This is a genomic window from Nocardia sp. NPDC050713, assembly GCF_040654315.1.
Lineage (GTDB): Bacteria > Actinomycetota > Actinomycetes > Mycobacteriales > Mycobacteriaceae > Nocardia.
Window position 1 is genome coordinate 151,783 of sequence record NZ_JBFAHS010000009.1, and the last position, 21,579, is coordinate 173,361.

General features: G+C 68.2%; 18 protein-coding genes. 8 read left to right on the top strand and 10 right to left on the bottom strand.

Annotation, left to right across the window (positions count from 1 at the left end; translation table 11 throughout):
* Positions 1-28 precede the first annotated feature (28 nt).
* From AB0H49_RS18645 to AB0H49_RS18655, 3 genes are all read right to left on the bottom strand, one after another.
* On the bottom strand, positions 29-199 hold the full coding sequence (locus AB0H49_RS18645; protein ID WP_084483063.1) for a DUF2613 domain-containing protein: 171 nt from the start codon (positions 197-199) through the stop codon (positions 29-31).
* A 114-nt stretch (positions 200-313) separates the two neighbouring features.
* Complete coding sequence (locus tag AB0H49_RS18650; protein ID WP_357252924.1) at positions 314-1,405, bottom strand: isochorismate synthase; 1,092 nt, start codon at positions 1,403-1,405, stop codon at positions 314-316.
* A 62-nt stretch (positions 1,406-1,467) separates the two neighbouring features.
* Positions 1,468-1,953, bottom strand: a complete 486-nt coding sequence (locus AB0H49_RS18655; RefSeq protein WP_097246494.1) for a universal stress protein — start codon at positions 1,951-1,953, stop codon at positions 1,468-1,470.
* A 130-nt stretch (positions 1,954-2,083) separates the two neighbouring features.
* On the opposite strand from AB0H49_RS18655, the gene AB0H49_RS18660 reads away from it, so the two are divergent.
* The 4 genes from AB0H49_RS18660 to AB0H49_RS18675 all read left to right on the top strand — a co-directional run bounded on the left by AB0H49_RS18660 (position 2,084) and on the right by AB0H49_RS18675 (position 7,139).
* Entirely contained in the window at positions 2,084-3,628 is a 1,545-nt protein-coding gene (locus tag AB0H49_RS18660) for an ADP-ribosylglycohydrolase family protein (RefSeq protein WP_357252928.1), read from the top strand.
* Between the two features lie 119 nt (positions 3,629-3,747).
* Positions 3,748-4,911 (top strand): glycoside hydrolase family 3 N-terminal domain-containing protein, encoded by a 1,164-nt coding sequence (locus AB0H49_RS18665; RefSeq protein ID WP_354998502.1) that lies wholly within the window; start codon positions 3,748-3,750, stop codon positions 4,909-4,911.
* Between the two features lie 302 nt (positions 4,912-5,213).
* Complete coding sequence (locus AB0H49_RS18670; RefSeq protein WP_354998503.1) at positions 5,214-5,813, top strand: TetR/AcrR family transcriptional regulator; 600 nt, start codon at positions 5,214-5,216, stop codon at positions 5,811-5,813.
* 102 nt (positions 5,814-5,915) lie between these two features.
* On the top strand, positions 5,916-7,139 hold the full coding sequence (locus AB0H49_RS18675) for a DUF5685 family protein (protein WP_357252933.1): 1,224 nt from the start codon (positions 5,916-5,918) through the stop codon (positions 7,137-7,139).
* A gap of 55 nt (positions 7,140-7,194) precedes the next feature.
* Here AB0H49_RS18675 and AB0H49_RS18680 read toward each other — a convergent pair whose 3' ends face one another.
* Positions 7,195-8,061: a MaoC/PaaZ C-terminal domain-containing protein gene (locus AB0H49_RS18680; protein WP_354998505.1), complete on the bottom strand. Its 867-nt coding sequence runs from the start codon at positions 8,059-8,061 to the stop codon at positions 7,195-7,197.
* Entirely contained in the window at positions 8,061-9,416 is a 1,356-nt protein-coding gene (locus AB0H49_RS18685) for a 3-oxoacyl-ACP reductase (RefSeq protein ID WP_354998506.1), read from the bottom strand. Before AB0H49_RS18685 ends, AB0H49_RS18680 begins: the two co-directional genes overlap by 1 nt.
* 251 nt (positions 9,417-9,667) lie before the next feature.
* Here AB0H49_RS18685 and AB0H49_RS18690 point away from each other — a divergent pair, with 251 nt between their 5' ends.
* Positions 9,668-10,990 carry an acetyl-CoA C-acetyltransferase gene (locus tag AB0H49_RS18690; RefSeq protein WP_354998507.1) on the top strand — a complete coding sequence of 441 codons (1,323 nt, stop codon included), beginning with the start codon at positions 9,668-9,670 and terminating at the stop codon, positions 10,988-10,990.
* Positions 10,991-11,120: 130 nt separating this feature from the next.
* Here AB0H49_RS18690 and gnd read toward each other — a convergent pair whose 3' ends face one another.
* Positions 11,121-12,149 carry a phosphogluconate dehydrogenase (NAD(+)-dependent, decarboxylating) gene (gene gnd / locus AB0H49_RS18695; protein ID WP_357252938.1) on the bottom strand — a complete coding sequence of 343 codons (1,029 nt, stop codon included), beginning with the start codon at positions 12,147-12,149 and terminating at the stop codon, positions 11,121-11,123.
* Between the two features lie 694 nt (positions 12,150-12,843).
* Here gnd and AB0H49_RS18700 point away from each other — a divergent pair.
* Positions 12,844-15,891, top strand: coding sequence for a VanW family protein (locus AB0H49_RS18700; protein ID WP_357252941.1), 3,048 nt, complete (start codon positions 12,844-12,846; stop codon positions 15,889-15,891).
* A 158-nt stretch (positions 15,892-16,049) separates the two neighbouring features.
* Here AB0H49_RS18700 and AB0H49_RS18705 read toward each other — a convergent pair whose 3' ends face one another.
* The 3 genes from AB0H49_RS18705 to AB0H49_RS18715 all read right to left on the bottom strand — a co-directional run bounded on the left by AB0H49_RS18705 (position 16,050) and on the right by AB0H49_RS18715 (position 17,993).
* A complete protein-coding gene (locus AB0H49_RS18705) occupies positions 16,050-16,289 on the bottom strand; it encodes a DUF6301 family protein (protein WP_357252944.1) in 240 nt (79 codons plus the stop codon).
* 169 nt (positions 16,290-16,458) lie between these two features.
* Positions 16,459-16,821 carry a hypothetical protein gene (locus tag AB0H49_RS18710; protein ID WP_357252947.1) on the bottom strand — a complete coding sequence of 121 codons (363 nt, stop codon included), beginning with the start codon at positions 16,819-16,821 and terminating at the stop codon, positions 16,459-16,461.
* Positions 16,818-17,993, bottom strand: a complete 1,176-nt coding sequence (locus AB0H49_RS18715) for a hypothetical protein (protein WP_357252950.1) — start codon at positions 17,991-17,993, stop codon at positions 16,818-16,820. Before AB0H49_RS18715 ends, AB0H49_RS18710 begins: the two co-directional genes overlap by 4 nt.
* Before the next feature lie 764 nt (positions 17,994-18,757).
* On the opposite strand from AB0H49_RS18715, the gene AB0H49_RS18720 reads away from it, so the two are divergent.
* Positions 18,758-19,105 (top strand): hypothetical protein, encoded by a 348-nt coding sequence (locus AB0H49_RS18720; protein WP_357252953.1) that lies wholly within the window; start codon positions 18,758-18,760, stop codon positions 19,103-19,105.
* Between the two features lie 685 nt (positions 19,106-19,790).
* Positions 19,791-20,174, top strand: coding sequence for a hypothetical protein (locus tag AB0H49_RS18725; protein WP_354998541.1), 384 nt, complete (start codon positions 19,791-19,793; stop codon positions 20,172-20,174).
* A 307-nt stretch (positions 20,175-20,481) separates the two neighbouring features.
* On the opposite strand, the gene AB0H49_RS18730 is transcribed toward AB0H49_RS18725, so the two are convergent.
* The gene (locus tag AB0H49_RS18730) at positions 20,482-21,567 is read right to left on the bottom strand and encodes a DUF4185 domain-containing protein (RefSeq protein WP_357252956.1); all 1,086 of its coding nucleotides are present in this window, start codon (positions 21,565-21,567) and stop codon (positions 20,482-20,484) included.
* Positions 21,568-21,579 lie beyond the last annotated feature (12 nt).

A 21,579-nucleotide genomic window follows, 5' to 3' on the forward strand; every position in this document is an offset into this window, starting at 1 on the left:
GTCGGCGGGTGAAGCGGAGGTCAGCGGCTCAGCGGCTGCCGTACTCAACGTTGTTCAGCAACGAGGAGTCCGCGTCGCCGCTGCGGTCGATGTCGGGGCGCGTGTTCTGCTGCACCGCCGCGGTGATGACGAACACCGCGATCGCGCCGAGCACGGCACCGGCGACCGCACTCGCAACACCAGGAACAGCAAACTTCATCGCGGCTCTCCAATACATCGGAACAGGCAAGTTCCGGGTCAACCTACCGCATGATCCGGGATCAGGGTGAGCAAGGTGACAATCCGGCGTCTCACAATATCGAAGTAACCCGGATTACTCCGGCACCGCGCACCCGAGGCCGCCCAGGAAGGTGCGCAGTTTGGCGGTGGTTTCGTCCAGCTCGGACCGCGGTTCGGAGGCCGCGACGATGCCGCCGCCCGCGTAGGCGCGCAGCGCTCGGCCGTCCGCCGACAGTTCCGCGCAGCGGATCGCCACCACCCATTCGCCGTCTCCGTGCGCGTCGCACCAGCCGACCGCGCCGCCGTAGAAGCCGCGATCCTCCTCGACGCGGTTGATGGTGTCGAGGGCCAACACGGTGGGTGTGCCGCAGACCGCGGGCGTGGGATGCAGCAGCAGCGCCAGATCGAGCGCGGTGGTCGACGGATCGCGCAAGGTGCCGGTGATCGGCGTGGCCAGATGCCACACGTCGTGCGTGCTGACCAGCTGCGGTCCGTCCGGGATGGTCAGTTCGGCGCAGACGGGCGTCAGCACCTGGCGGATCCATTCGATGACGAACGCGTGCTCGTCGCGGTTCTTCGTGCTGGTCAGCAGGTTGGCGGCCTGCGCGGCGTCCGCGTCCGGATCGGCGCGGCGCGGCAGGGTGCCCGCCAGCGGACGCAGCGTCACGGTCGCGCCGTGCCGGGCGACGAGAACCTCCGGCGTCGCGCCTAGCAGCGTCGCGCCGGCGCGTCCGGCAGGGGAGAGATCGACCGCGTAGACGTTGGCGTTCGGGTGCCTGGTGAGCAGCTGCGCGGCGACGAGTTCCGGATCGAGCGCGTGGTCCGCCTCGGCGAGCACCGAACGGGCCGCGACCACCTTGCGCAGCGGCTGGTCCGGATCGTTCAGCTGCTCGACGAATTTCGTCACCCGCGCGATATGTTCAGCGGGACTTGGTATTTCGGTGACGACCCGCACCGCGGGCAGCTGGGGCAGCGCCGCGGGACGCCACGGGCCCGCGGTGTGCTCGGCCCGTTCCGGCGCGGCGAGCGCGGCAGGTCGGTTCGGATCGAACGGCAGTGCCCCGACGACGATCTCCGCCGCGCCGTCCCGCAACGCTTTGCGCGCCCGGTTCGCGTCGTCGAAGGCCGTCCGGATCCCGGTCGCGCGCATCACGCCACCGGGTTGGGCGAGCAGGAATCCGTTCATGACCCTTCGACCATAGCGGCGCGCGAGGACCGCGGGCGCGGAGGAGCGACCGAGATCACGGGTCAGAATTCGCGCTGCGGTTCCTTGCCGGGCGGAACCATCAGCACCGGGCGGTGGCAGTGTTTCAGCACCGCGTCGGCGACGCTGCTGTGCAACAGGGCGCGAATGCCCGTGGCGCCGCGGGTGCCCGCGACGATGATGTCCACGTCCAAGTCGTCGGCGCATTCGACGATGGCGTTCCAGATGGTCGTGGTGCATTCCGCGGTGCGCGCCTCGGCGTTCAGGCCCGCGAGCTTGGCCAGGCGCACGCCCTCGGTGTTGATGTTGCGCGCGTCGACGTAGGCGATGTCCTCGATCTCCTCGTCGGGCACCCACTCGGGTTGCATCACGCCCGACAATCCCGACAGCCGAGCGGCCTGGCGCACCATCGGTTCCCAGGCCGTGAGCACCACGGCTCTGTTCGCGGAGAGAAACCGGCCGGCGTATTCGATGGCGCGCTTGGCGTTCTCGGAGCCGTCGTAGGCGATGAGCATCAGATCGCAGGGCACGGTGACCTCCTGGTCGGAGTCTCCTGGCTATGGAACCGACATTACCCCCGCGCCACAGCCCCCGGCGGCTGCGGCGCGCAGGGATAATCGGCCTTGGGAGCACGGTTGAGCAGCGGAAACCGGGAGCGCGATGGACCGGACGATCGAAGCGGTGTTCTACGGCAGACACGAGGCGGACCCGCGCGCGCTGCTGTATTTCGAGTGGCGCGAGCGTCTCGAATCCGGGTATCCGGTCGCGGGGTTCGAGTCGGCGGTTCGGGCGTTGGCGGGGGCTGAGACGGTCGATGCCGACGGGTGTTGGGGATTGTTGGGGGAGATCGAGTCGGCGGGGCGGGATCCGGAGTGGGGATATGACGAGGGGGAGCCCGGAATCGCGCCGCCGGATGATCGCGTGCCCCATGGTTCTGCCTCGGCTGCGGCTGGATCGGGGCGTTCCTTCGCACCCGACGAGCTCCTCGACCGCGTCTACGGCGGCTGGCTGGGTCGGTGCGTTGGCTGCGCGCTGGGGAAACCGCTGGAGAACGGGTTCGTGTGGACGCGCGAACACATCCGTTCCTATCTGGAACGAGCGGGCGCGTATCCGCTGACCGACTACGTCCCCGCCTTGCTCCCACCCTCGCCCCGGTTCCCGCTCAACCCGACCTGGCCGGTGTCGGCGCTCGGCCGGATCGATGGCGCTCCGCGTGACGACGACATCGACTACACCGTGCTCGGACTCCATCTCCTCGAATCCCGCGGCCTGAACTTCACCGCGGACGACGTCGCGAAACTGTGGTTGGAACGCCTTCCCTTCCTCCAGACCTACACCGCCGAACGCGTCGCCTACCGCAACCTCGTCGACGGCCTGCGCCCGCCGCGGACAGCCGAAGTCCGCAACCCGTACCGCGAGTGGATCGGCGCCATGATTCGCGCCGACATCTTCGGGTACGTCAGCCCGGGCGATCCGGAGCGTGCCGCCGCTCTCGCTGCGCGCGAGGCAGCCGTATCCCACACGGGGAACGGGATTTTCGCGGCTATGTGGGCGGCTGCTCTGGTCGCCGCGGCCTGCACTGCGGAGGGGGCCGGAATCCCCTCTGGCAACGCGGCTGCTGCGGCCGTCGGCGGTTGTGTGCCTCGGCTCGCTGGCGAACGGCCGGGCGGTGGTGACGCGGCTGTCCAGTCACCAGTCGACGCTCCGTACTTCGCGGACAGCTCTGGCGACGTGCCGGAAGTCCGGGCGAGCGTGCTTGTGCCGGGCGCTTCCTCCGCCGTGATGTCGGCTCTCATCGCCGCCCAGAATGTTCTGCCACCTCGTTCCCGCTTGGCGATCGCTCTGGGGGAGGTCCGCGCCGACTACGAGCGCGGTCTCTCCTGGGAACAGGCTGTGGACGACATCGACGCCAGGCATGGCGGATACAACTGGGTTCATGCCATACCCAACGCATGTCGGGTCGCCGCCGGGTTGCTTTGGGGGAAGGGCGATTTCACGCGAACGATCGCTTTGACGGTGCAGAGCGGGGCCGATACCGATTCCAATGGCGCTACTGTCGGGTCGGTGGCCGGAATTCTGGTGGGTGCGAAGGGAATTCCCGGGTACTGGATCGAGCCGCTGCACGACGTGTTGCACAGTGCGGTCATGGGTTACGACGGTGTGCGCATTTCGGACCTCGCCCGGCGTACGTGTGCCCTGGTGTGACGAGGGAGGCTTCTACAGCCCCCTGGACACCGCAACCGTTGGCTGCCGAAGGCGCCCCGAAGTGCGCAATCGGTACCCCGCAAAAGACCCCCACTTGCTCCTCGCACTACCGTTGACCTATGCGGAAGACGCCTCTCGTTCTGCTCGCACTCTGCGCCGCGGTCGCCACCGCCTGCTCCAACGGTGAAGCCCCGGCTCCCGCCACGTCGCGCGCCGAAACCCCGGAAACGACGCTCGCCGCCCCGGCCGCCCCGCCCAGTCCGGTCCAGCGCGACTGCGGCGCCGAGTACCTCGCGAAATTCACCCCGAGGCAGAAGCTCGCGCAGCTGCTCACCGTCGGCGTGACCGGGGGCGCCGACGCCGCGAACGTGGTGCGCACCGAGCAGGTAGGTGGCATCTTCATCGGTGGCTGGACCGACCGGTCGCTGATCTCGGGGCCCGCGCTGGACGAGGTGAAGGCGGCCGCGATCACGCCGCTGATGGTGACCATCGATGAGGAGGGCGGCCGCGTCTCGCGGGTCCGCGACATCATCGGCGCGGTGCCGTCGGCCCGCGTCACCGCGCAGACGATGACACCCGAGCAGTTCTACGACGCGACCGTGACCCGGGGCCGGGACCTGAAGGAACTCGGCATCACGGTCAACTTCGCCCCCGACGTGGACGTGAGCAGCCAGCCCGACGACACCGTCATCGGCGACCGCTCCTTCTCCGACGACCCCGAGGTGGTCACCCGCTACGCCGACGCCTACATCCGCGCGATGCGTGAGGTCGGGGTCGGCACCGTCATGAAGCACTTCCCCGGACACGGCTCCGGATCGGGCGACTCGCACACCGGCGCGGTGCGCACACCGCCGCTGGATCAGCTCCAGACGGTCGACCTGGTGCCGTTCCGCAACTTGATCGGTTCGGGCGCGGCCGTGATGGTCGGCCACCTCGACGTCCCCGGCCTGACGGACCCGAACGTGCCCGCCAGCATCAGCCCGCAGGTCATGTCGCTGCTGCGCGAGGGCACCGGCTATGGCGCGGCCCCGTTCGACGGACCGATCTTCACCGACGACCTCGGCGGCATGGCGGCCATCACCGCCCGGATGACCATCGAAGACGCGGTCGAAGCCGCGCTGGTCGCGGGCGCCGACAACGCCCTGTGGATCACCACCGACGCCGTCCCGACCGTGCTCGACCAGCTCGAGCAGGCGATGGCGAGCGGTCGCCTGCCCGCCGCGCAGGTAGACCGCTCGGTGCTGCGGATGGCCGCGTACAAGGGGTCGCTACCACCCTGCTGAGACCGACGCCCACACGGCCGCCGACGGGCACCCAGGGCGCCAGCCTTCACCAGGCGACACAGCACCCCGGAGCGCACCTTCGTATGACGTACAGGCAAGCTCCGCCCCGCGCCCCGTAGTATCTCTGAGTTTCCGCCCACGGCCCCGCCGGACGGCATTCGCCCCGGCGGCTCGCCGTGCAGGCGGGGGGAGGCGCTGACCCGTTCCACCGCACAGCTGACCGCGGCGACTGGTGAGCAAATTCGTCCGGCGGAACTTACCTTGGAGTAATATAAGAGATTCACCATGCGGTAGGAGAGTGGATGGCGGGCGGAACGAAGCGACTTCCTCGGGCGGTTCGTGAGCAGCAGATGCTCGACGCCGCTGTCGAGGTGTTCGCGCGCAAAGGTTTCCACGATACGTCGATGGACGCGATCGCCGCCGAGGCGAAGATCTCCAAACCGATGTTGTACCTCTATTACGGCTCCAAGGACGAACTGTTCCGCGCGTGCATCCAGCGCGAGGGCATGCGCTTCATCGAGGCCGTCGCACCCGCGGGCAACCCGCTGCTCACCCCGCACGAGCAGGTCCGTACCGCGCTGGAGGGCTTCCTCGGGTTCGTCGACCGCAACCGCAAGTCCTGGCAGGTGCTCTACCGCCAGGCGATCGGACAGCAAGCCTTCGCCTCCGAGATCGACAACGCGCGCGAGCGGGTCATCGAGCTCACCGCCAAGCTGCTCGAGTCCAGCGCCAAGCACGCCGAACCCGGCACCAATTTCGACGTCGTCGCGGTCGCGGTGATCGGCGCGGGCGAGGCCATCGCCGACCGGGTCGCCAGCGGGCGTATCGAGGTCGCCGAGGCAGTGGACCTGCTCGACGATCTGGCCTGGCGCGGTCTGGCTGGTCGCAAGAAGCCGGAGTAGCCGCATACCGTTTGCCAGCCGCGCACCGCTCTGCCACTCTCTCTCGAGGTAACAGAGGGAGGGCCGTCGCGGCCCGGGGACAAACGGGGAACAGTGTTCGGGATGCTCAGGCCGTGTTCGCACGGCGCCGAAAAGTACGGAATCGACGCGGCCGAGTGGCGGGCGCACATGTGCGGGCTGTGTCTCGGCCTGCGCGACGGGCACGGCCAGCTCGCGCGCACCGCGACCAACACCGACGCGATCTTGCTCAGCGTATTGACCGAAGCGCAGCTGCCCGCTTCGTCGGCGCGCACCACCGCCGGGCGCTGCCCGCTGCGCGGCATGCGGCGTGCCGAGGTCGCCGCGGCCGATTCGCCGGGCGTCCTGCTCGCGTCGACCGCGTCGCTGCTGCTCGGCTCGGCCAAACTGCGGGATCACGTCGCGGACGGTGACGCTTCCCGGCTTGCCGGACGGCCCATGGTGAGGATGTCGACGCGTTGGGCGGACAGCGCTCGCAGGCAGGCGGAATTGATCGATTTCGACGTGGAACCGCTTGTGGCAGCGATTGATTCACAGCAGCGCGTGGAAAGCCGCGCTGCCGCCCTCCGCCCGGTGGCGGTCGGTGCGGGGCCGAATGCTTCGGACCAGTCGCCGATCATGCGCGGTCCCGACGCTGCCTCCGACGAGCCGCGCGTCACGCTCGATGAACTCACCGCCCCGACCGCCCTGTGCGCCGCCGAATTCTTCGCCCACGCAGCGATTCTCGCGAATCGTCCGGACAACGCTGACCACCTCCGCACCGTGGGAGAGCATTTCGGCCGCATCGCCCATCTCTCCGACGCCATCGCGGATTACGACGACGACATCGCGCACGGTCGCTTCAACCCGCTCGCCGCGACCGGCACCACTCTCGCCGAGTCGTACGAGCTGGTGCGCGAGTCCGACGCCGAGCTACGCAGGGCGCTCGCCGCCGCCCGCCTGGCCGACGTCCCCACCGTCCGCTGGATGCTGCTCGATCCGCTGCACGCCCTGGTGCGTCGGCTAGGCAAGGGTGTCGGTGCGGTAACCGCTCACGCCTGCAACACAACTCGCGATGGTCATCCCCGCGCCCACCGCACCGACCACCGCCCCCCGACCCGCCGGCCCGACCTCGGCCAAGCCCTCGCCATCGTCTTCGGCGTCTACTGCACCGGTTACGCCTGCTGCGCCGACCACACGAGTCCGTGCACCGGCGAACGCAAGGACGCGTGGTGGAAGAGCTGTGACTGCGGTTCCTGTTGCGACTGCGGTGACTGCTGCTCCGGCTGCGGTGACTGCTGCAGTTGCGGAGGCTGCTGCGACTGCTGACGAACGCGAAAACGCCCCCGACCCAGCGAGATTCGGGGGCGCCCTCGTCGCGAACTCAGCGCAGCGTCGCCGTCAGATGCGGGAAACCCTTCTTCGGGTGCAGCAGCGCCAGATCCCAGCCGCCCTCGACCTGATCCGCGTACACGTTCACCGTCGCGGGCAACAGGATCGGCTTGCCGAACTTCACCGTGTAGGTCGCCTTCTCGGGAATGCGGCCCTCGATGTTGCCGAGGACGTTGGCCGCCGACCACATCCCGTGCGCGATCGCCTTCGGGAAGCCGAAAGCCTTGGCGCCCAAGGCCGAAGTGTGGATCGGGTTGTGGTCACCGGACGCGTTGGCGTACCGGGTGATCATCTTCTGATCCACCCGCAGCGCGCGCAGCGGCGGCGGGGGCACCTCTTCCGGCTTCGGCTCACCCTTGGGCTGACCCGACAGCGAAGTGCGCTGCTGGTGCAGGAAGGTGGTGACCTGCCGCCACACCTGCTCGCGACCCACGCTGACCTCGGTAATCGCATCCACCAGTAGACCCTTCGGGTGCTCCCGCAGGTTCTCGATGTGCGTGCGGAAGTCCAGCGGCTCGCTCACCGAGATCTCGCGCGTCCGCTCGATCACGTTCTGCGCGTGCACCGCGCCCACCGCGACGAACGGGAAGTCGCGCGCCACCACCAGCTGCATGGCCAGCGGGAAGCTCAGGATGAACGGGTACGTCAGCGGCAGCGCGTCGCCGAAGCGCAGGCCGGTGGCCCGGCAGTAGGCGGCCAGGTGATCCGGATCCACCTTCACGCCGTCGAGCCGGATGACCCGGTCCGGCAGCGTGGACTTGCGCGCCGAAAGCAGCGGAACCGGAACGGCCCCCAGCGCCGCCTTCACGAAAAGGCTGCTGTTCTTGGGCGTTTCGGTGAGCGAGATGGTCTCGGTCATCATGCTCCGATCAGGCTCTGGCCGCAGACCCGAACCACGTTGCCGTTCACCGCGTTCGAAGCGGGGCTCGCGAAGAACGCGATGGTCTCGGCCACGTCGACGGTCTGACCGCCCTGCAGCAGCGAACTCATCAGGCGACCGGCTTCGCGGGTGCCGAGCGGGATGGCGGCGGTCATCGCGGTCTCGATGAAGCCGGGCGCCACCGCGTTGATGGTGATGCCCTTCTCCGCCAGCTTCGGAGCCTCGGCGTTCACCATGCCGATGACGCCCGCCTTGGACGCGCCGTAGTTGGTCTGGCCGCGGTTGCCCGCGATGCCCGCGATGGAGGACACGTCGATCACGCGGCCGCCCTCCTTCAGCACGCCCTTGGCCACCAGGCCCTCGGTGATGCGGTGCGGGGCAGCCAGATTCACGTTGATGACCGAGTTCCAACGGCCCTCGTCCATGTTGGCGAGCAGCTTGTCGCGGGTGATGCCCGCGTTGTGCACGATGATGTCGATGCCGCCGAAGCGCTCGGTGGCGAACTCGGCGAGCTTGTCCGCGGCGTCGGGCGCGGTGACGTCCAGCGCGAGCGCGGTGCCGCCGACCTTGTTCGCGGTCTCCGAGAGCGCCTCGCCCGCCGCGGGGATGTCGGCGACGATCACCTTCGCGCCGTCACGGGCGAACACCTCGGCGATGGTCGCGCCGATGCCGCGCGCGGCGCCGGTGACCACGGCGACCTTGCCTTCGAGCGGGCGGTCCCAGCTGGCCGGGGCGGTGGCGTCGTCCTTGCCGACCCGGATCACCTGGCCGTCGACGAACGCCGACTTCGCCGAGAGCAGGAAGCGCAGCGTGGACTCCAGGCCGGTCGCGGCGGCCGAAGCCTCGGGGTGCAGGTACACCAGCTGGGCGGTGGCGCCGCGCAGCAGCTCCTTGGCGACCGAGCGGGTGAAGCCCTCGAGCGCGCGCTGGGCGATCTGCTCGTCGACGGTGCCCGCCAGTTCCGGCGTGGTGCCGATGACCACGACGCGGCCCGACGGGGTGATGCTGCGCATCGCGGGCTGGAAGAACTCGAACAGCTGGGACAGGTCCTCGATCGAGCCGATGCCGGTCGCGTCGAAGACGAGCGCGCCGTACTTGGCGCCCTGATCGGCCCCATCGGCGAACGTGTAGTCGGAAAGCAGTGCGCGCACGGGCTCGGCGACGCGACCCTTACCGCCGACGAGCACGGGACCCGCCAGCGGCGGCTCGCCCTTGGCGTAGCGGCGCAGGTTCGCCGGCTGCGGCAGACCGAGCTTGCTCGCCAGGAACTGGCCGGGGGCGGAGTGGACGAACGATCCGTAGAGGTTGGGTGCACCCTTGCTCTTGGCTGCCACTGTTCCTACCTTTTCTGTCTCGAATTTCGCGGATGTCTGGTTCGCCCCTGGTGTTCCGCACGTTTCCGCGTGGGCCTGGACTGCGTGGCAGGCACCGCGCGGTGGGCGTGTCAGCGCACATTTGCGGGGTACGGTGTCGACAACAAACTTACTCCAGAGTAAGTTTAAAGTAAACCAACGCACGGGGCACCGATCTGCGCGAAACACCGCTCCCGGGCGCCGGACCATCCCACGAGACCTTGGAGACTCGAGTGACAAACAAAGCCCGTTCAACCAAGAGCACGGCCAAGACCGCGAAGACCACGCGTCCGGTCGCGATCGTGGGCGGCAACCGGATTCCGTTCGCTCGCTCCGACAAGGCCTACGCCCACGCGTCCAACCAGGACATGTTCACCGCCGCGCTGGACGGTCTGGTGAGCCGGTTCAACCTGCAGGGCGAGCGGCTCGGCATGGTCGTCGGCGGCGCGGTCCTCAAGCGGGTCGGCGAGCACGGCATGATCCGCGAAAGCGTTCTGGGCAGCAAGCTTTCGCCCTACACCCCGGCGCACGACCTGCAGCTCGCGTGTGGCACCGGCCTGCAGGCGATCGTCACCGTCGGTGACGCGATCGCGGCGGGTCGCATCGACGCGGGCGTCGGCGGCGGCACCGACACCACCTCCGACGCGCCGATCGGCGTCAGCGAAGGCATGCGCGAGTGGATGCTCGACGCCAACCGCGCCAAGACCAACAAGGACCGCCTCAAGCTGGTCGGCCAGCTGCGCCCGGGCATGCTCGGCATCGAGATCCCGCGCAACGCCGAGCCGCGCACCGGCCTGTCCATGGGCGAGCACGCCGCCATCACCGCCAAGGAATTCGGCATCGCGCGCGAGGCGCAGGACGAACTGGCCTACCTGTCGCACAAGAACATGGCCGCCGCCTACGACCGCGGCTTCTTCGACGACCTGGTCACCCCGTTCCTCGGCCTGACCCGCGACGACAACCTGCGTCCGAACTCCTCGATCGAGAAGCTCGCCACCCTGAAGCCGGTCTTCGGCAACAAGCTGGGCGACGCCACCATGACCGCGGGCAACTCCACCCCGCTCACCGACGGCGCGTCCGCGGTGCTGCTCTCCAGCGACGAGTGGGCCGCCGAGCGCAACCTGCCGGTGCTCGCCCATCTGGTCGACTCCGAGGTCGCCGCGGTCGACTACATCCACGGCCCCGACGGCCTGCTCATGGCGCCCACCTACGCGGTGCCGCGCATGCTGGCCCGCAACGGCCTGACCCTGCAGGACTTCGACTACTACGAAATCCACGAGGCCTTCGCCTCCGTGGTGCTCGCGACCCTGCAGGCGTGGGAGTCCGACCAGTACTGCAAGGAGCGCCTCGGCCTCGACGGCGCGCTCGGCTCGATCGACCGCAGCAAGCTCAACGTCAACGGCTCCTCGCTCGCCGCGGGCCACCCGTTCGCCGCGACCGGCGGCCGCATCGTCGCCTCCACCGCGAAGATGCTCGCCGAAAAGGGCTCCGGCCGCGCCCTCATCTCCATCTGCGCCGCGGGCGGCCAGGGCGTCGTCGCCATCCTCGAGCGCTGACGCAAACACCGAAGCGGCACCCGGGCCCTCCCGGGTGCCGCTTCGGAGACGCTCCCACACAGCGGTTGCACGCCTTGCATAGGCACCGCATGTGTGAGGCGTGCGAGCGGTTTGTGGCAGCGGTAACGAACTACTTCGGCGGCAGCTCGTAGTGCCCGCCGAAGGCTTGGCGCATGGCCGAAAGTAGTTTGTCGGCGTACAGCGACTCGCCGCGCGAGGAGAAGCGGGCGAACAGGGCGGCCGAGAGGACCGGCGCGGGGACCCCGACGTCGATCGCGGCGTCAACAGTCCAGCGGCCCTCGCCGGAGTCCGAGACTCGACCGCTGAACTCGTCGAGGTTCGGGTCCGCGTACAGCGCGCCCGCGGTCAGATCCAGCAACCACGAAGCGACCACCGACCCCCGACGCCACACCTCTGTGACTTCCGGCACATCGATGTCGTACTGGTAGTACTCGGGGTGTTCCAGCGGCGTCTCCTCCGCCGAGAACTCGCCTTTGTGCGCGGCGCCGTAATCGGCTTTGTGCAGGATGTTGAGGCCCTCGGCGTAGGCGGCCATCGCGCCGTACTCGATGCCGTTGTGCACCATCTTCACGAAGTGGCCCGCCCCGGCCGGACCGCAGTGCAAGTAGCCCAGCTCGGCGGTGGTCGGGTCCCCGGTGCGGCCGGGGGTGCGTGGTGCGGCGTCGAGACCGGGTGCGATGGATTTCAGCAGCGGATCCAGGTACTTCACCTGCTCGGCCTCGCCGCCGATCATCAGGCAGAAGCCACGGGTCAGGCCGAAGACGCCGCCGGAGGTGCCGATGTCCAGGTAGTGGATGCCCTTGGGAGTGAGTTTCTCGGCCCTCTTGATGTCCTCGTGGTAGCGGCTGTTGCCGCCGTCGATGACGATGTCGCCGGGTTCGAGCAGCTCGGCGACCTGGTCGATCACCGCGCCCGTCGCGCCCGCCGGGATCATCACCCACACCACCCGGGGTTTCTCCAGCATCGCCACGAATTCCGGCAGGTCGGTGCTGCCTCGGAAATTTTCGCCCAGATCGGCGCGCAGCTCCTCGATGTTGCGGAGTTTGCGTTCGTAGCCGACCGCGGTGTGCCCGTCTCCGACGACGCGACGGACGATGTTCGCGCCCATCCGCCCGAGGCCGATCATTCCCAGCTGCATACCGTCGTCTCCCTCGTGTCTGCGAGCTGTCTGGCGGGACGTTCTCGATTGTCCACGGGAAGTGTGTAACGCGGGGTGCGCTGCTCCGATAAACAGATCGGCTCCGCGCAGTTGCCAGACCCCCGACCCGGCAACTGCGCGGGGCTCTTCCGTGTTCGGGGCGGTTCATTGCACGAGGTTTGCTGCGCGTCCGAGCTGAACCAGGGCACTCGGCGCGGACAACTATCGTGGAGAGCGGCCCGCACAGTGCGCGGCCCAGAAAAAGCACCTCTATCGGGGAGGACGGTTCGTGACCAGCGAGTCGAGCACCGGACACCGCGGCCGCGGCCGAAACCAAGACGGCGAGGTCGGACTCCGTCATCTCCTCGAATCGAACCGCGAACCGCTAGATGAGGCGAAGACCACACAACTTCCGGTCACCCAGCCCGGGCAGCCGCAGCGGTGGATTGCGGATTCCGTGCCCACCGCACCGCTCCAGGTACCCCCGCAGCAGGCCGAGAGGGATGGTTATCCCGCACAGGCGATGCATGCCGGGCGCGATGGTGAAGCGGTGAACAACAACCCGCCGCGGGCGAGCAGTGGTACGTGGGGCGGCGCTTGGGAGGAGAGCGGTCCGCCCCCGGCGACGAGCGCGAGTCAGGCCCAAGAGGGCCCCTGGGCGAATGATGCCGGGCCGGGCAGTACGGCTCAGCCGATGAATGCCGAGCAGGCGGGCAATGCCGTGTGGGCAGGCGCTTGGGAGGAGAACAACCCCGCGCAGGCGAGCGGCGGCGCGTTGGGCGCCGACGCCGCGCCCGCGGGCAATGCCACACCAGTGGGCAATGCCGCGTGGTCGGACAACGCCGGACCGGCGGGCGGTGCGGCGTGGTCGGCTGACGCTGGGCAGGCGGGCAATGCGGCGTGGTCGGCTGACGCTGGGCAGGCGGGTAATGCGGCGTGGTCGGCTGACGCTGGGCAGGCGGGCGATCCGGCGTGGTCGGCTGACGCTAGGCAGGCGGGTAATGCGGCGTCGTTGGCCAACGCTGGACCGGTGGGCGGTGCGGCGTGGTCGGCCAACGCTGGACCGGCGAGCAACGCGGCTTGGCAGACCAACGCCGCACAGCCGCCCCATGGCGAGCATGCGGCCCACGCCGGGCGCGCGCCGCATGGCGAAGACGCCGCGAACGCCGAGCACGCGACCGCCTTCATCCGCAGGGACGACGTGCAGCGCGCGGCGGGCGGGCAGGGCGCGGCCAACGAGCACGCGACCGCGGTCGTCGGTAGGGCCGACGCGGAGCATGCGCCCTATGGCGGGCACACGACAGACGCTGAACTCGCGGCTCGTGGCGGGCACGGGGCGCCCAATGAGCACGCGACCGCGGTCATCGGTAGGGCCGACGCAGAGCATGCGCCCTATGGCGGGCACACGACAGACGCTGAACTCGCGGCTCATGGCGGGCACGGGGTACCCAACCAGCACGCGACCGCCTTCATCCGCAGAGACGACGCGGAGCGGGCGGCCTATGGCGTGCACGGGACCCCCAACGAGCACGCGACCGCTGTCATCGGCAGGCCTGAGCATGCGCCTTATGGCGCGCACGGGACCCCCAACGAGCACGCGACCGCCTTCATCCGCAGGGACGACGTGGAGCGCGCGGCAGGGGTGGCCAACGAGCGCGCGACCGCGGTCGTCGGTAGGGCCGACGCGGAGCATGCGCCCTATGGCGGGCACACGTCAGATGCTGAACTCGCGGCTCATGGCGGGCACGGGGCGCCCAATGAGCACGCGACCGCATTTATCCGCAGGGACGACGCGGAGCGCGCGGCCTATGGCGTGCACGGGATACCCAACGAGCACGCGACTGCTGTCATCGGTAGGCCCGAGCACGCGCCCTACGGCGGGCACGAGACACCGAACGAGCACGCGACTGCTGTCATCGGTAGGCCCGAGCACGCGCCTTACGGCGGGCATACGACCGACACCGAGCACGCGACCGCAATCGTCCCCCCGGCCGACACCGAGAATCGGCAGCGCTGGGAGAACGCGCGCAGACCCAGGCCGAGACCGGAGCCCGCGGATTCCAAGTCGTGGTGGCGGACCCCCGCCATCCGTCGCGCCGGAATCGCCGCGGGAGCCGTGATCGCCGTCGGTGGCCTCGGCTACGCCGTCGACGCCGTGCTCTCCTCCGGGGACGTGCCGCGCGGGGTCGTCGTCGCCGGGATCGATATCGGGGGGATGGACGTCGAGGAAGCCGACGCCAAACTCCGCACCACTCTCGACGGGCGGGCCGGTCAGGAACTGCCCCTGCAGATCGGCGACGTGCAAGCCGAGCTCACCCCCTCCGCCGCGGGCTTGGCGGTCGACTGGCCGGGCACCTGGGACCGCATCGGCGGCCAGCCGATCAACCCCTTCGCCCGCCTGGTCTCCTTCTTCGGTACCCGCGAGGTCTCGGTCGCGAGCACCGTCGACGACGCCGCGCTGGACAGTCAGCTCACCGCGCTGCGCGTGCACGATCGCCCCACCGTCGAGGGCACCATTCAGTTCCAGAACGGCAAGCCGGTCGCCGTCCCACCCGTGCCGGGCCGTGTGCTCGACACGCCCGCCGCCCGAAACGCGTTGATCGACAACTGGATCGAGGGCGGCACCCTCGAATTGCCCGTCGTCCCAGCACCGCTCACCGTCCGGCCCGAGTCCGTCCAGAGTGCGCTGCACGAGATCGCCGAACCCGCCGTGCGCGGCGACGTCGTGTTCACCGGGAAGGACGGCGACGCCACCCTCACCCCCGAACAGATCGCGACCGTTCTGAGTTTCGCTCCCGACGGACACGGCGGTCTCGCCGCGAACTACGACCTGAACGCCGCGACCGCCATCCTCGCGCCGCAACTCGCGAAATCCGAAGTGGAGGCCAAGGACGCGACCTTCGCCGTGACCGGCGGAGCCCCGCGCGTCGTGCCCGCGGTGGTCGGCGACAAGATCAACTGGCCGAAGACCCTCGAACAGCTGCCCACGCTGCTCGCCGCATCCCAACAGCGCAGCGCGCCCGCCGTTTACGAGAAGATCGAGCCCAAACTGACCACCGAGGCCGCGCAGGGTCTCGGCATCGTCGAACAGATGGGCGCTTTCACCACCAGCGGTTTCAGCGGACCGTCCGGCGTCAACATCCGCACCGTGGCGAACAAGGTCAACGGCGCCGTCGTCCGCCCCGGAGAAACGTTCTCGCTCAACGAATTCACCGGCCCGCGCGGCACCGCGGAGGGCTACGTCGAATCCGGCATCATCGACCACGGCCGCCCCAGCACCGCAGTCGGCGGCGGCATCAGCCAGTTCGCCACCACCCTCTACAACGCCGCCTACTTCGCCGGGCTCGAAGACGCGGGCCACACCGAACACAGCTACTACATCTCCCGCTACCCGGCCGCACGCGAAGCCACCGTCTTCGACGGCGCCATCGACCTCAAATTCCGCAACAACACCCAAAGCGGCGTCTACATCGAAACTTTCGCCACCGGCACGGACATCACCGTCCGCCTGTGGGGCACCAAGACGGTCGACGTCGAATCCATCACCGGCGACAAGACCAAGCCCACCGAGCCCACCACCATCACCCTGCCGAAGGGCAAGGACTGCATCGCGTCCGAAGGCGCCCCAGGATTCACCATCACCGATACGCGGGTGATCACGGATCGCAAGACCGGGCGCGAGGTCTCGCGTGCGACCCGCACGGTGAAGTACGACCCCATTCCAGTTGTCAAGTGCGAGTGAGGTGCTGCCGACACCTCCGTGTCGATGCTTCTCGAATCCGAGCGTGATCGCTGGAGTCGGGTTCGGCGGCACCCCCTCGGGGCCGGTGAACCATAGGCCCCTTTACGTACTCAGTCGAGCGCGCTGACATCGAACTTGTCGTCGATCAACAATTGTCGTCACCACAGAGTTTCATCATCCGGCGCGTCGAGCCATGCCTGGTGCTCGGGGTTGGCAAGGCGGAGGTAGATGCTGTTGTCCATTGGACGCAGGCGGATCACGACCCTCGGTATATCCCACCGAATCTCTCCATCCGATCCTGCCTTTCGCAGTGTCGGCTGGCCCGACACCGCCTCGATCGCAGCACTGGTGTCAGCGAACTGGTCATAAATGGTGCGGACCGATTCCGTGTCGGTCACGTCGCAATCATCGGTTCCAAGTCCGCGTCAGTCCAAGTCCAGACGAATGGCGCTGCCACGCCGACCGTTTTCGCGATCGTGTCGAGATCGGTCTGCATATCCGAAATGAGCTTCCTACGGAGGTTGTTCGATCATCGGCATAGCGCGTGAGCAAGGCAAGATGGTCGGACTATGCGGAAAAGCTATCTCTACCGGCGTCTTCGCATGAAACTCGGGCGGGCGCGTTCGATTCAGTCACGCCGCCGGGCGGGGTCGGTGAAACGCCTCGGCGCAGCATGCGCATAACTGCCCACACCACAACCCGGTAGGCGAGGACAGCGGGCACGACGACCAGCAGCACTATGCGCAGTGTCACCACCACGGCGCTGACGGTGAGGAAGGCAAGGCCCAGGCCGTCGGGCGAACCGAACCCGTGTCGTGCCGACAACGCCGCCAAGACCGGATGCAGGCCGAGATACAGCGCGAACAGGATCACCGGGATGCGGACCAGCTTCCACCCGGCGCGCAGCCGGGAGGTGTCGGGCAGTCTCATGGCGCGAGCTCCGGCCCGGACGTGAGGAAGGCGAGCAGTAGAGCGTTGCCGATCACCCCGCCGGTCGCGAAACGCAAGCGGGGCCCGCTTCGCAGTGGCAGACCGAAGAGGTCGGTGGTGCGGAACAGGCGCGTGAACATGTCGTGGTGACCGAAGGCGCGGGCCGGGGCGAGAGCGAAACCGGTTGCGGAGATGGATATTCCGAGTATCAGGGGGCCGCTGTCCATATCCCCGGCGCCGTGATGGCCGTCGCCGTATTCGTGGATCGCGCTGAAGCCGAGGACACTTCGTTCCTGGCGGAACAAGACGGCCGCCAACTCCTCGGCGAGTGCCCGGTCCGCGAAGCCGGCGAAGTAGGCCGCGAGTCCGGTTCCGGAAGCGCGTGGGGCGTCGTGTGGCTTTCCGTCGACGCCCATGCGTTGCAGCACCAGCCCGGTGCCCCGATCGATTTGTACCGCGCGTACCTGCTGCGCCCAGTGCGCGAGGACCGCCTTGTGGTCGATGCCGGTCGCGCGGCCGTGTACCGCGATCGCGGCGGCGACGGCTGCCACGTCGGTGGGGTAGGCCTCGCCGGGGAAGGTGTCGAGCAGGCCGGTCGGCGAGGCGAGCAGGCGCCGCTCGAAGGAGGCGATCAGCGCGTCGTGGCGGTTCGCGAGGTCGGACGGGAACGCAGGATCGACGAGGCGCGCCATCCCGAGCGCGAGGGCTGGATAGGAGAGGTAGGCATGGCCGTTCGGGCTGTCGAGCTCCGCCGAACCGTCCGCGCCGTGCCAGGCCGAGGTGAACTCGGTGCGCATCTCGGGTAACAGACTTTTGGCTGCCGCGCGAGTCACTATGAGGGCGTAGCGTTCCCGCAATTCGGGGTGCTCCAGACATATCTGCGCCAGTCCCAGCGCCGTCATCTGATGCGCGAGCAGCCCCCACATTTCGGCGAGACCCTTTTCCGAGCCGGTGGCGCGCCGATGATCGTCATCGGCTTCGAAGGCCACCAATTCCTCGGCGAGGCCACGCACCCGTGCCGGGTCCCCGCGGTACCACTCGTCGGCGTCACGACCGCACCACCACCTCGGCAGCAAGCTCGCGATCATTACCGCGACAACGATGCCGATCACAATCGCGACGGGACGGCGAAACTCGTGTAACCGACGCGCCGGGCCGGTCGGACTCCCCATGATCCGAATCTACTGGAGCCGCTCACGGACACTCCGGTCGCAGACAGCAATTCGCGTCCATCGTGCGGCCAGGGGATGGTCTTGGGTATGTACCCGATCGACAGGGTGATCATGGATTTGGTGAAGGTGCTGCCCTCGGGTTCGTCGGGGACCGGCACCCAGTAGGCGTCGCGCGACGACGTGCCCCGTCTCCCCCTGGAGGCGGGGCTTTTCGCGTTCCGGGTCGGGTACGCGCCTCGAAGACGGTCTTACCAGTTATTTCCAATCGCGAGCTTCAGGCCGAAGCTTGCAGATTGCATGAGACGCGCTTTTTGATGCGCGAGTATTCTTCGGTGTTTTCCCAGGAGGAACGTTACAGATCGGTTTTGTGAGGTAGATCTCACTGGCTACGTGGATTGTGGTGAGCCCGCAATACTGCGGTCTTGCGATGCGGTGAACGTCGGGCGTCAGTGCCCGGTTCGGATTATCGAGTGCGTACCGCAAATCTCGGTTCAGATGCCGAAATGCTCGTCCTATCGCCTGGTAGAGCGACTTCTGAAAGTGCCTTTCCACTTCGTTTGCCCGTTGTTCTGCCACTGACTCCAGTCGCGAGTCGGCGAATTGTGAATCTTTCATCTCGGGCATCTCGCAAAATTCGAGTTACTCGCATCTCATCGAATTGTGACGTGTTCCTCGTTAACACTCGGACCCCTGTGATAGAACAATCTCGTCGGCCACCAGGAGGTAGCCGACGGGGAAACTTCTTCCAAGGGGACTGTTTCAAGATGAAGATCATTCGTTCGTTCGGGTTCGCTTTCGCCGCCGCTGCCGGCATCGTGCTGGCCGGTTCCGGCCTCGCCGCCGCGGACGACACGGGCTCGGCAGAGTCGCTGACCACGCTGGCCGAGCTGCTGGCGACGGGTTCGGCGGGGGAGACGAAGCCGACCGGGAATGAAACCGGGACCGGTTCGGCCGAGTCGTTGGCGCCGCTGCTCGAGCTGCTGGCGACGGGTTCGGCGGGGGAGACGAAGCCGACCGGGAACGAAACCGGGACCGGTTCGGCCGAGTCGCTGGCCCCGCTGCTCGAGCTCCTCGCCACCGGTTCCGCCGGTGGTGGCGACGCGACGGAGTAATCCCGGCGACGAGCCGCGTAGTAGGCCTGCCGCCGACGCGACGCCTCAACCCGACGCCAACGCGACGCGGATCCTGGCACCGACGCCGCGGTCACCTCGGCACCGATCCGACGCGGTAGCCCCGGCACCGATCCGACGCGGTAGCCCCGGCGCCAACGCGACGCGGTAGTCCCGGCGCCAACGCGCCGCGGTAGACCCGGCGCCGACCCGGCACAGTGAAGCCGATCGTCAATCGACGCGGAAACCTCGCCACCGCAACCACCAACAAGAATTGCCCCGCCTCCTCCGAGGCGGGGCAATTTTTCGTTTCGAGCCAACCGTGCGAGTTCGCCGGAAACCGTACTCACGAAACTTCGGATTACCACCCATCGAATCACCTGGATCGGATGTCGCCGTACCCATGATTCCGTTAGGAACGAACGTTTGCCAGGACCGGTGACATCCGGCGCGAATCCCGCCATCGCGCAGGGGGAGGCATCGCCGCACGTCAGCACGGAAATGCTGGTAGAACCGCACACCGCTGCACTTCACTCGGAAGTCCCCGCGCGGGTGAACTACTCGTAACTGATCATTTGCGCTGCGTTCATCATCACGTCGCGACACGCAAATCTGCCGTGATAGACATAGGCCCGCGTCGGCCGCAGCGTGTTGCCGACGAGAGCTTTCGAGGGAAGAGAAGAATTCGATGAGCAAGATTCGTGTGCTCGGCATCGCTGTGGTCGCCGCCGGTATCGTCCTTGGTGGTTCCGGCGTGGCGTCGGCGGAAACCCCGACCGGCTCGGCCGCCGGTTCGTCCAACTTCGCCACCGGCCTGTCCAACCTGCTGAGCACCGGCTCGGGCGGCGTGAAGCCGCTGCCGACCTCGACCGAGGCTCCGACCGGTTCCGCCGCGGGTTCGTCGAACTTCGCCACCGGCCTGTCCCGGCTGCTGAGCACCGGCTCCGGCGGCGTGAAGCCGCTGCCGGTCGCGGACGGCTACCCCAACCCCTGGCTGGACGGCTGGGGCGCCGGTTCCTCCAACCTGCTCAACGGTCTCGGCCGACTGATCGGCACCGGTTCGGCGGGCTGATCGGCACCGGTTCGGCGGGCGGATCGCCATCGGTTCGGCCGACAGGTCCGCACCGGCTCGGCCGGCTGATCGCCATCGGTTCGGCGGGCTGATCGCCTCCGACCCGGGTGGCGCGAGGCCGCGGCCCTGATCGCGGCAATCGGCAAGTACCCATCGCGTGCGACAACTTGCGTGCCGAGCAGACCGCGTCGCGCATGGTGGGCCGACTCGCGCCTGCCCAATCGCATCGCACAGCACCAACAGCGATCGCACCCCAAACATGAAAGAGCGGCCCGGAAACCCGGGCCGCTCTTGCATTTCCACACCCCTACAGCGGCGTCTTCATCAACACGACGTTGTACTGCGTGTGCACCGTCAGCAGGAAGTACAGATCCGACCCGGTCTGATACGGGAAGATCATCGGCGCGTACGCGGTCGGCAGCGACGCCGCCTCGACCAGCACCCGCGGCGCGCTCCACGGCCCCTCCGGCGCCGAAGCCGTGCGCATCACAACGGAATTCGTCGGATCGGTGGTCAGCATGACGAACTGACCGAGGTGCTCGTTCCACATCACCGAGAGCTCGGCGACGCCGTCCACGATCGGCGCGGAGGCCTTGGCGTCGTTCGGCTTCCAGGCGCCGCCGTCCCAGTACTCGTAGGAGTCGATGTTGGCGATGTCGGCTTCCCTTGTCCGCGAGACGAACCCGGGGTTGTTGCGGCCCGCGGCGGTGCCGTAGCGGTAGACGTAGCCGTCGTGCTTCAGGAAGGCGTTCTGCTGGAAGCGCTCGTGCCCGTCCACGTTCGCGCGGCGGGTGTTGGTGAGCGGCGCCCAGGTCTGGCCGCCGTCACCGGAGACGGCGAGGGTGGCGAAGTTGGTGTGCCACTTGCCGTGATCGCCCCACTCCCGCACCGACATCAGGCTCATGTACTGGACGCCGCCCACCGAAATGCCCGCGGTTGGAATGAGACTGATCTCGATGCCGGGAATCTTGGGGCTCGGCAACGGATTCGGCACGACGCCGTCGTAGAAGATGCCACCGGACGGATCCTTGGTCGTGCTGCGGAACAGCACGTTCGAGGTCCACGCCCACATGCTGCCCGCGAGCAGGTTCGGTATGCCGAGCCCGGCGCTGTCGCCGAAGGCGGTGATCATCCGGCCGCTGCCGTCGTCCCACATGATGCCGAGGTCGGTGCCGAGCACGTTGACGTTCTGCGTCCGGTTCGGGCTGTCCATGCCGGTCATCTGGAAGACGGCCTTGGTCGGCCCGGGCAGCTGCGGTAGTCCGCGCCAGCCGTTGAGCACCGGGATCGGGTTGACGTTGTTCGGATCGGCGGCGGCGGGGCCTGCCAGCACGACCGTGCACGCCGCGGCGACGGCCCCGGCTCTGGCGAATGCGGACAGCGATCGTTTCATCCCGGACGGATC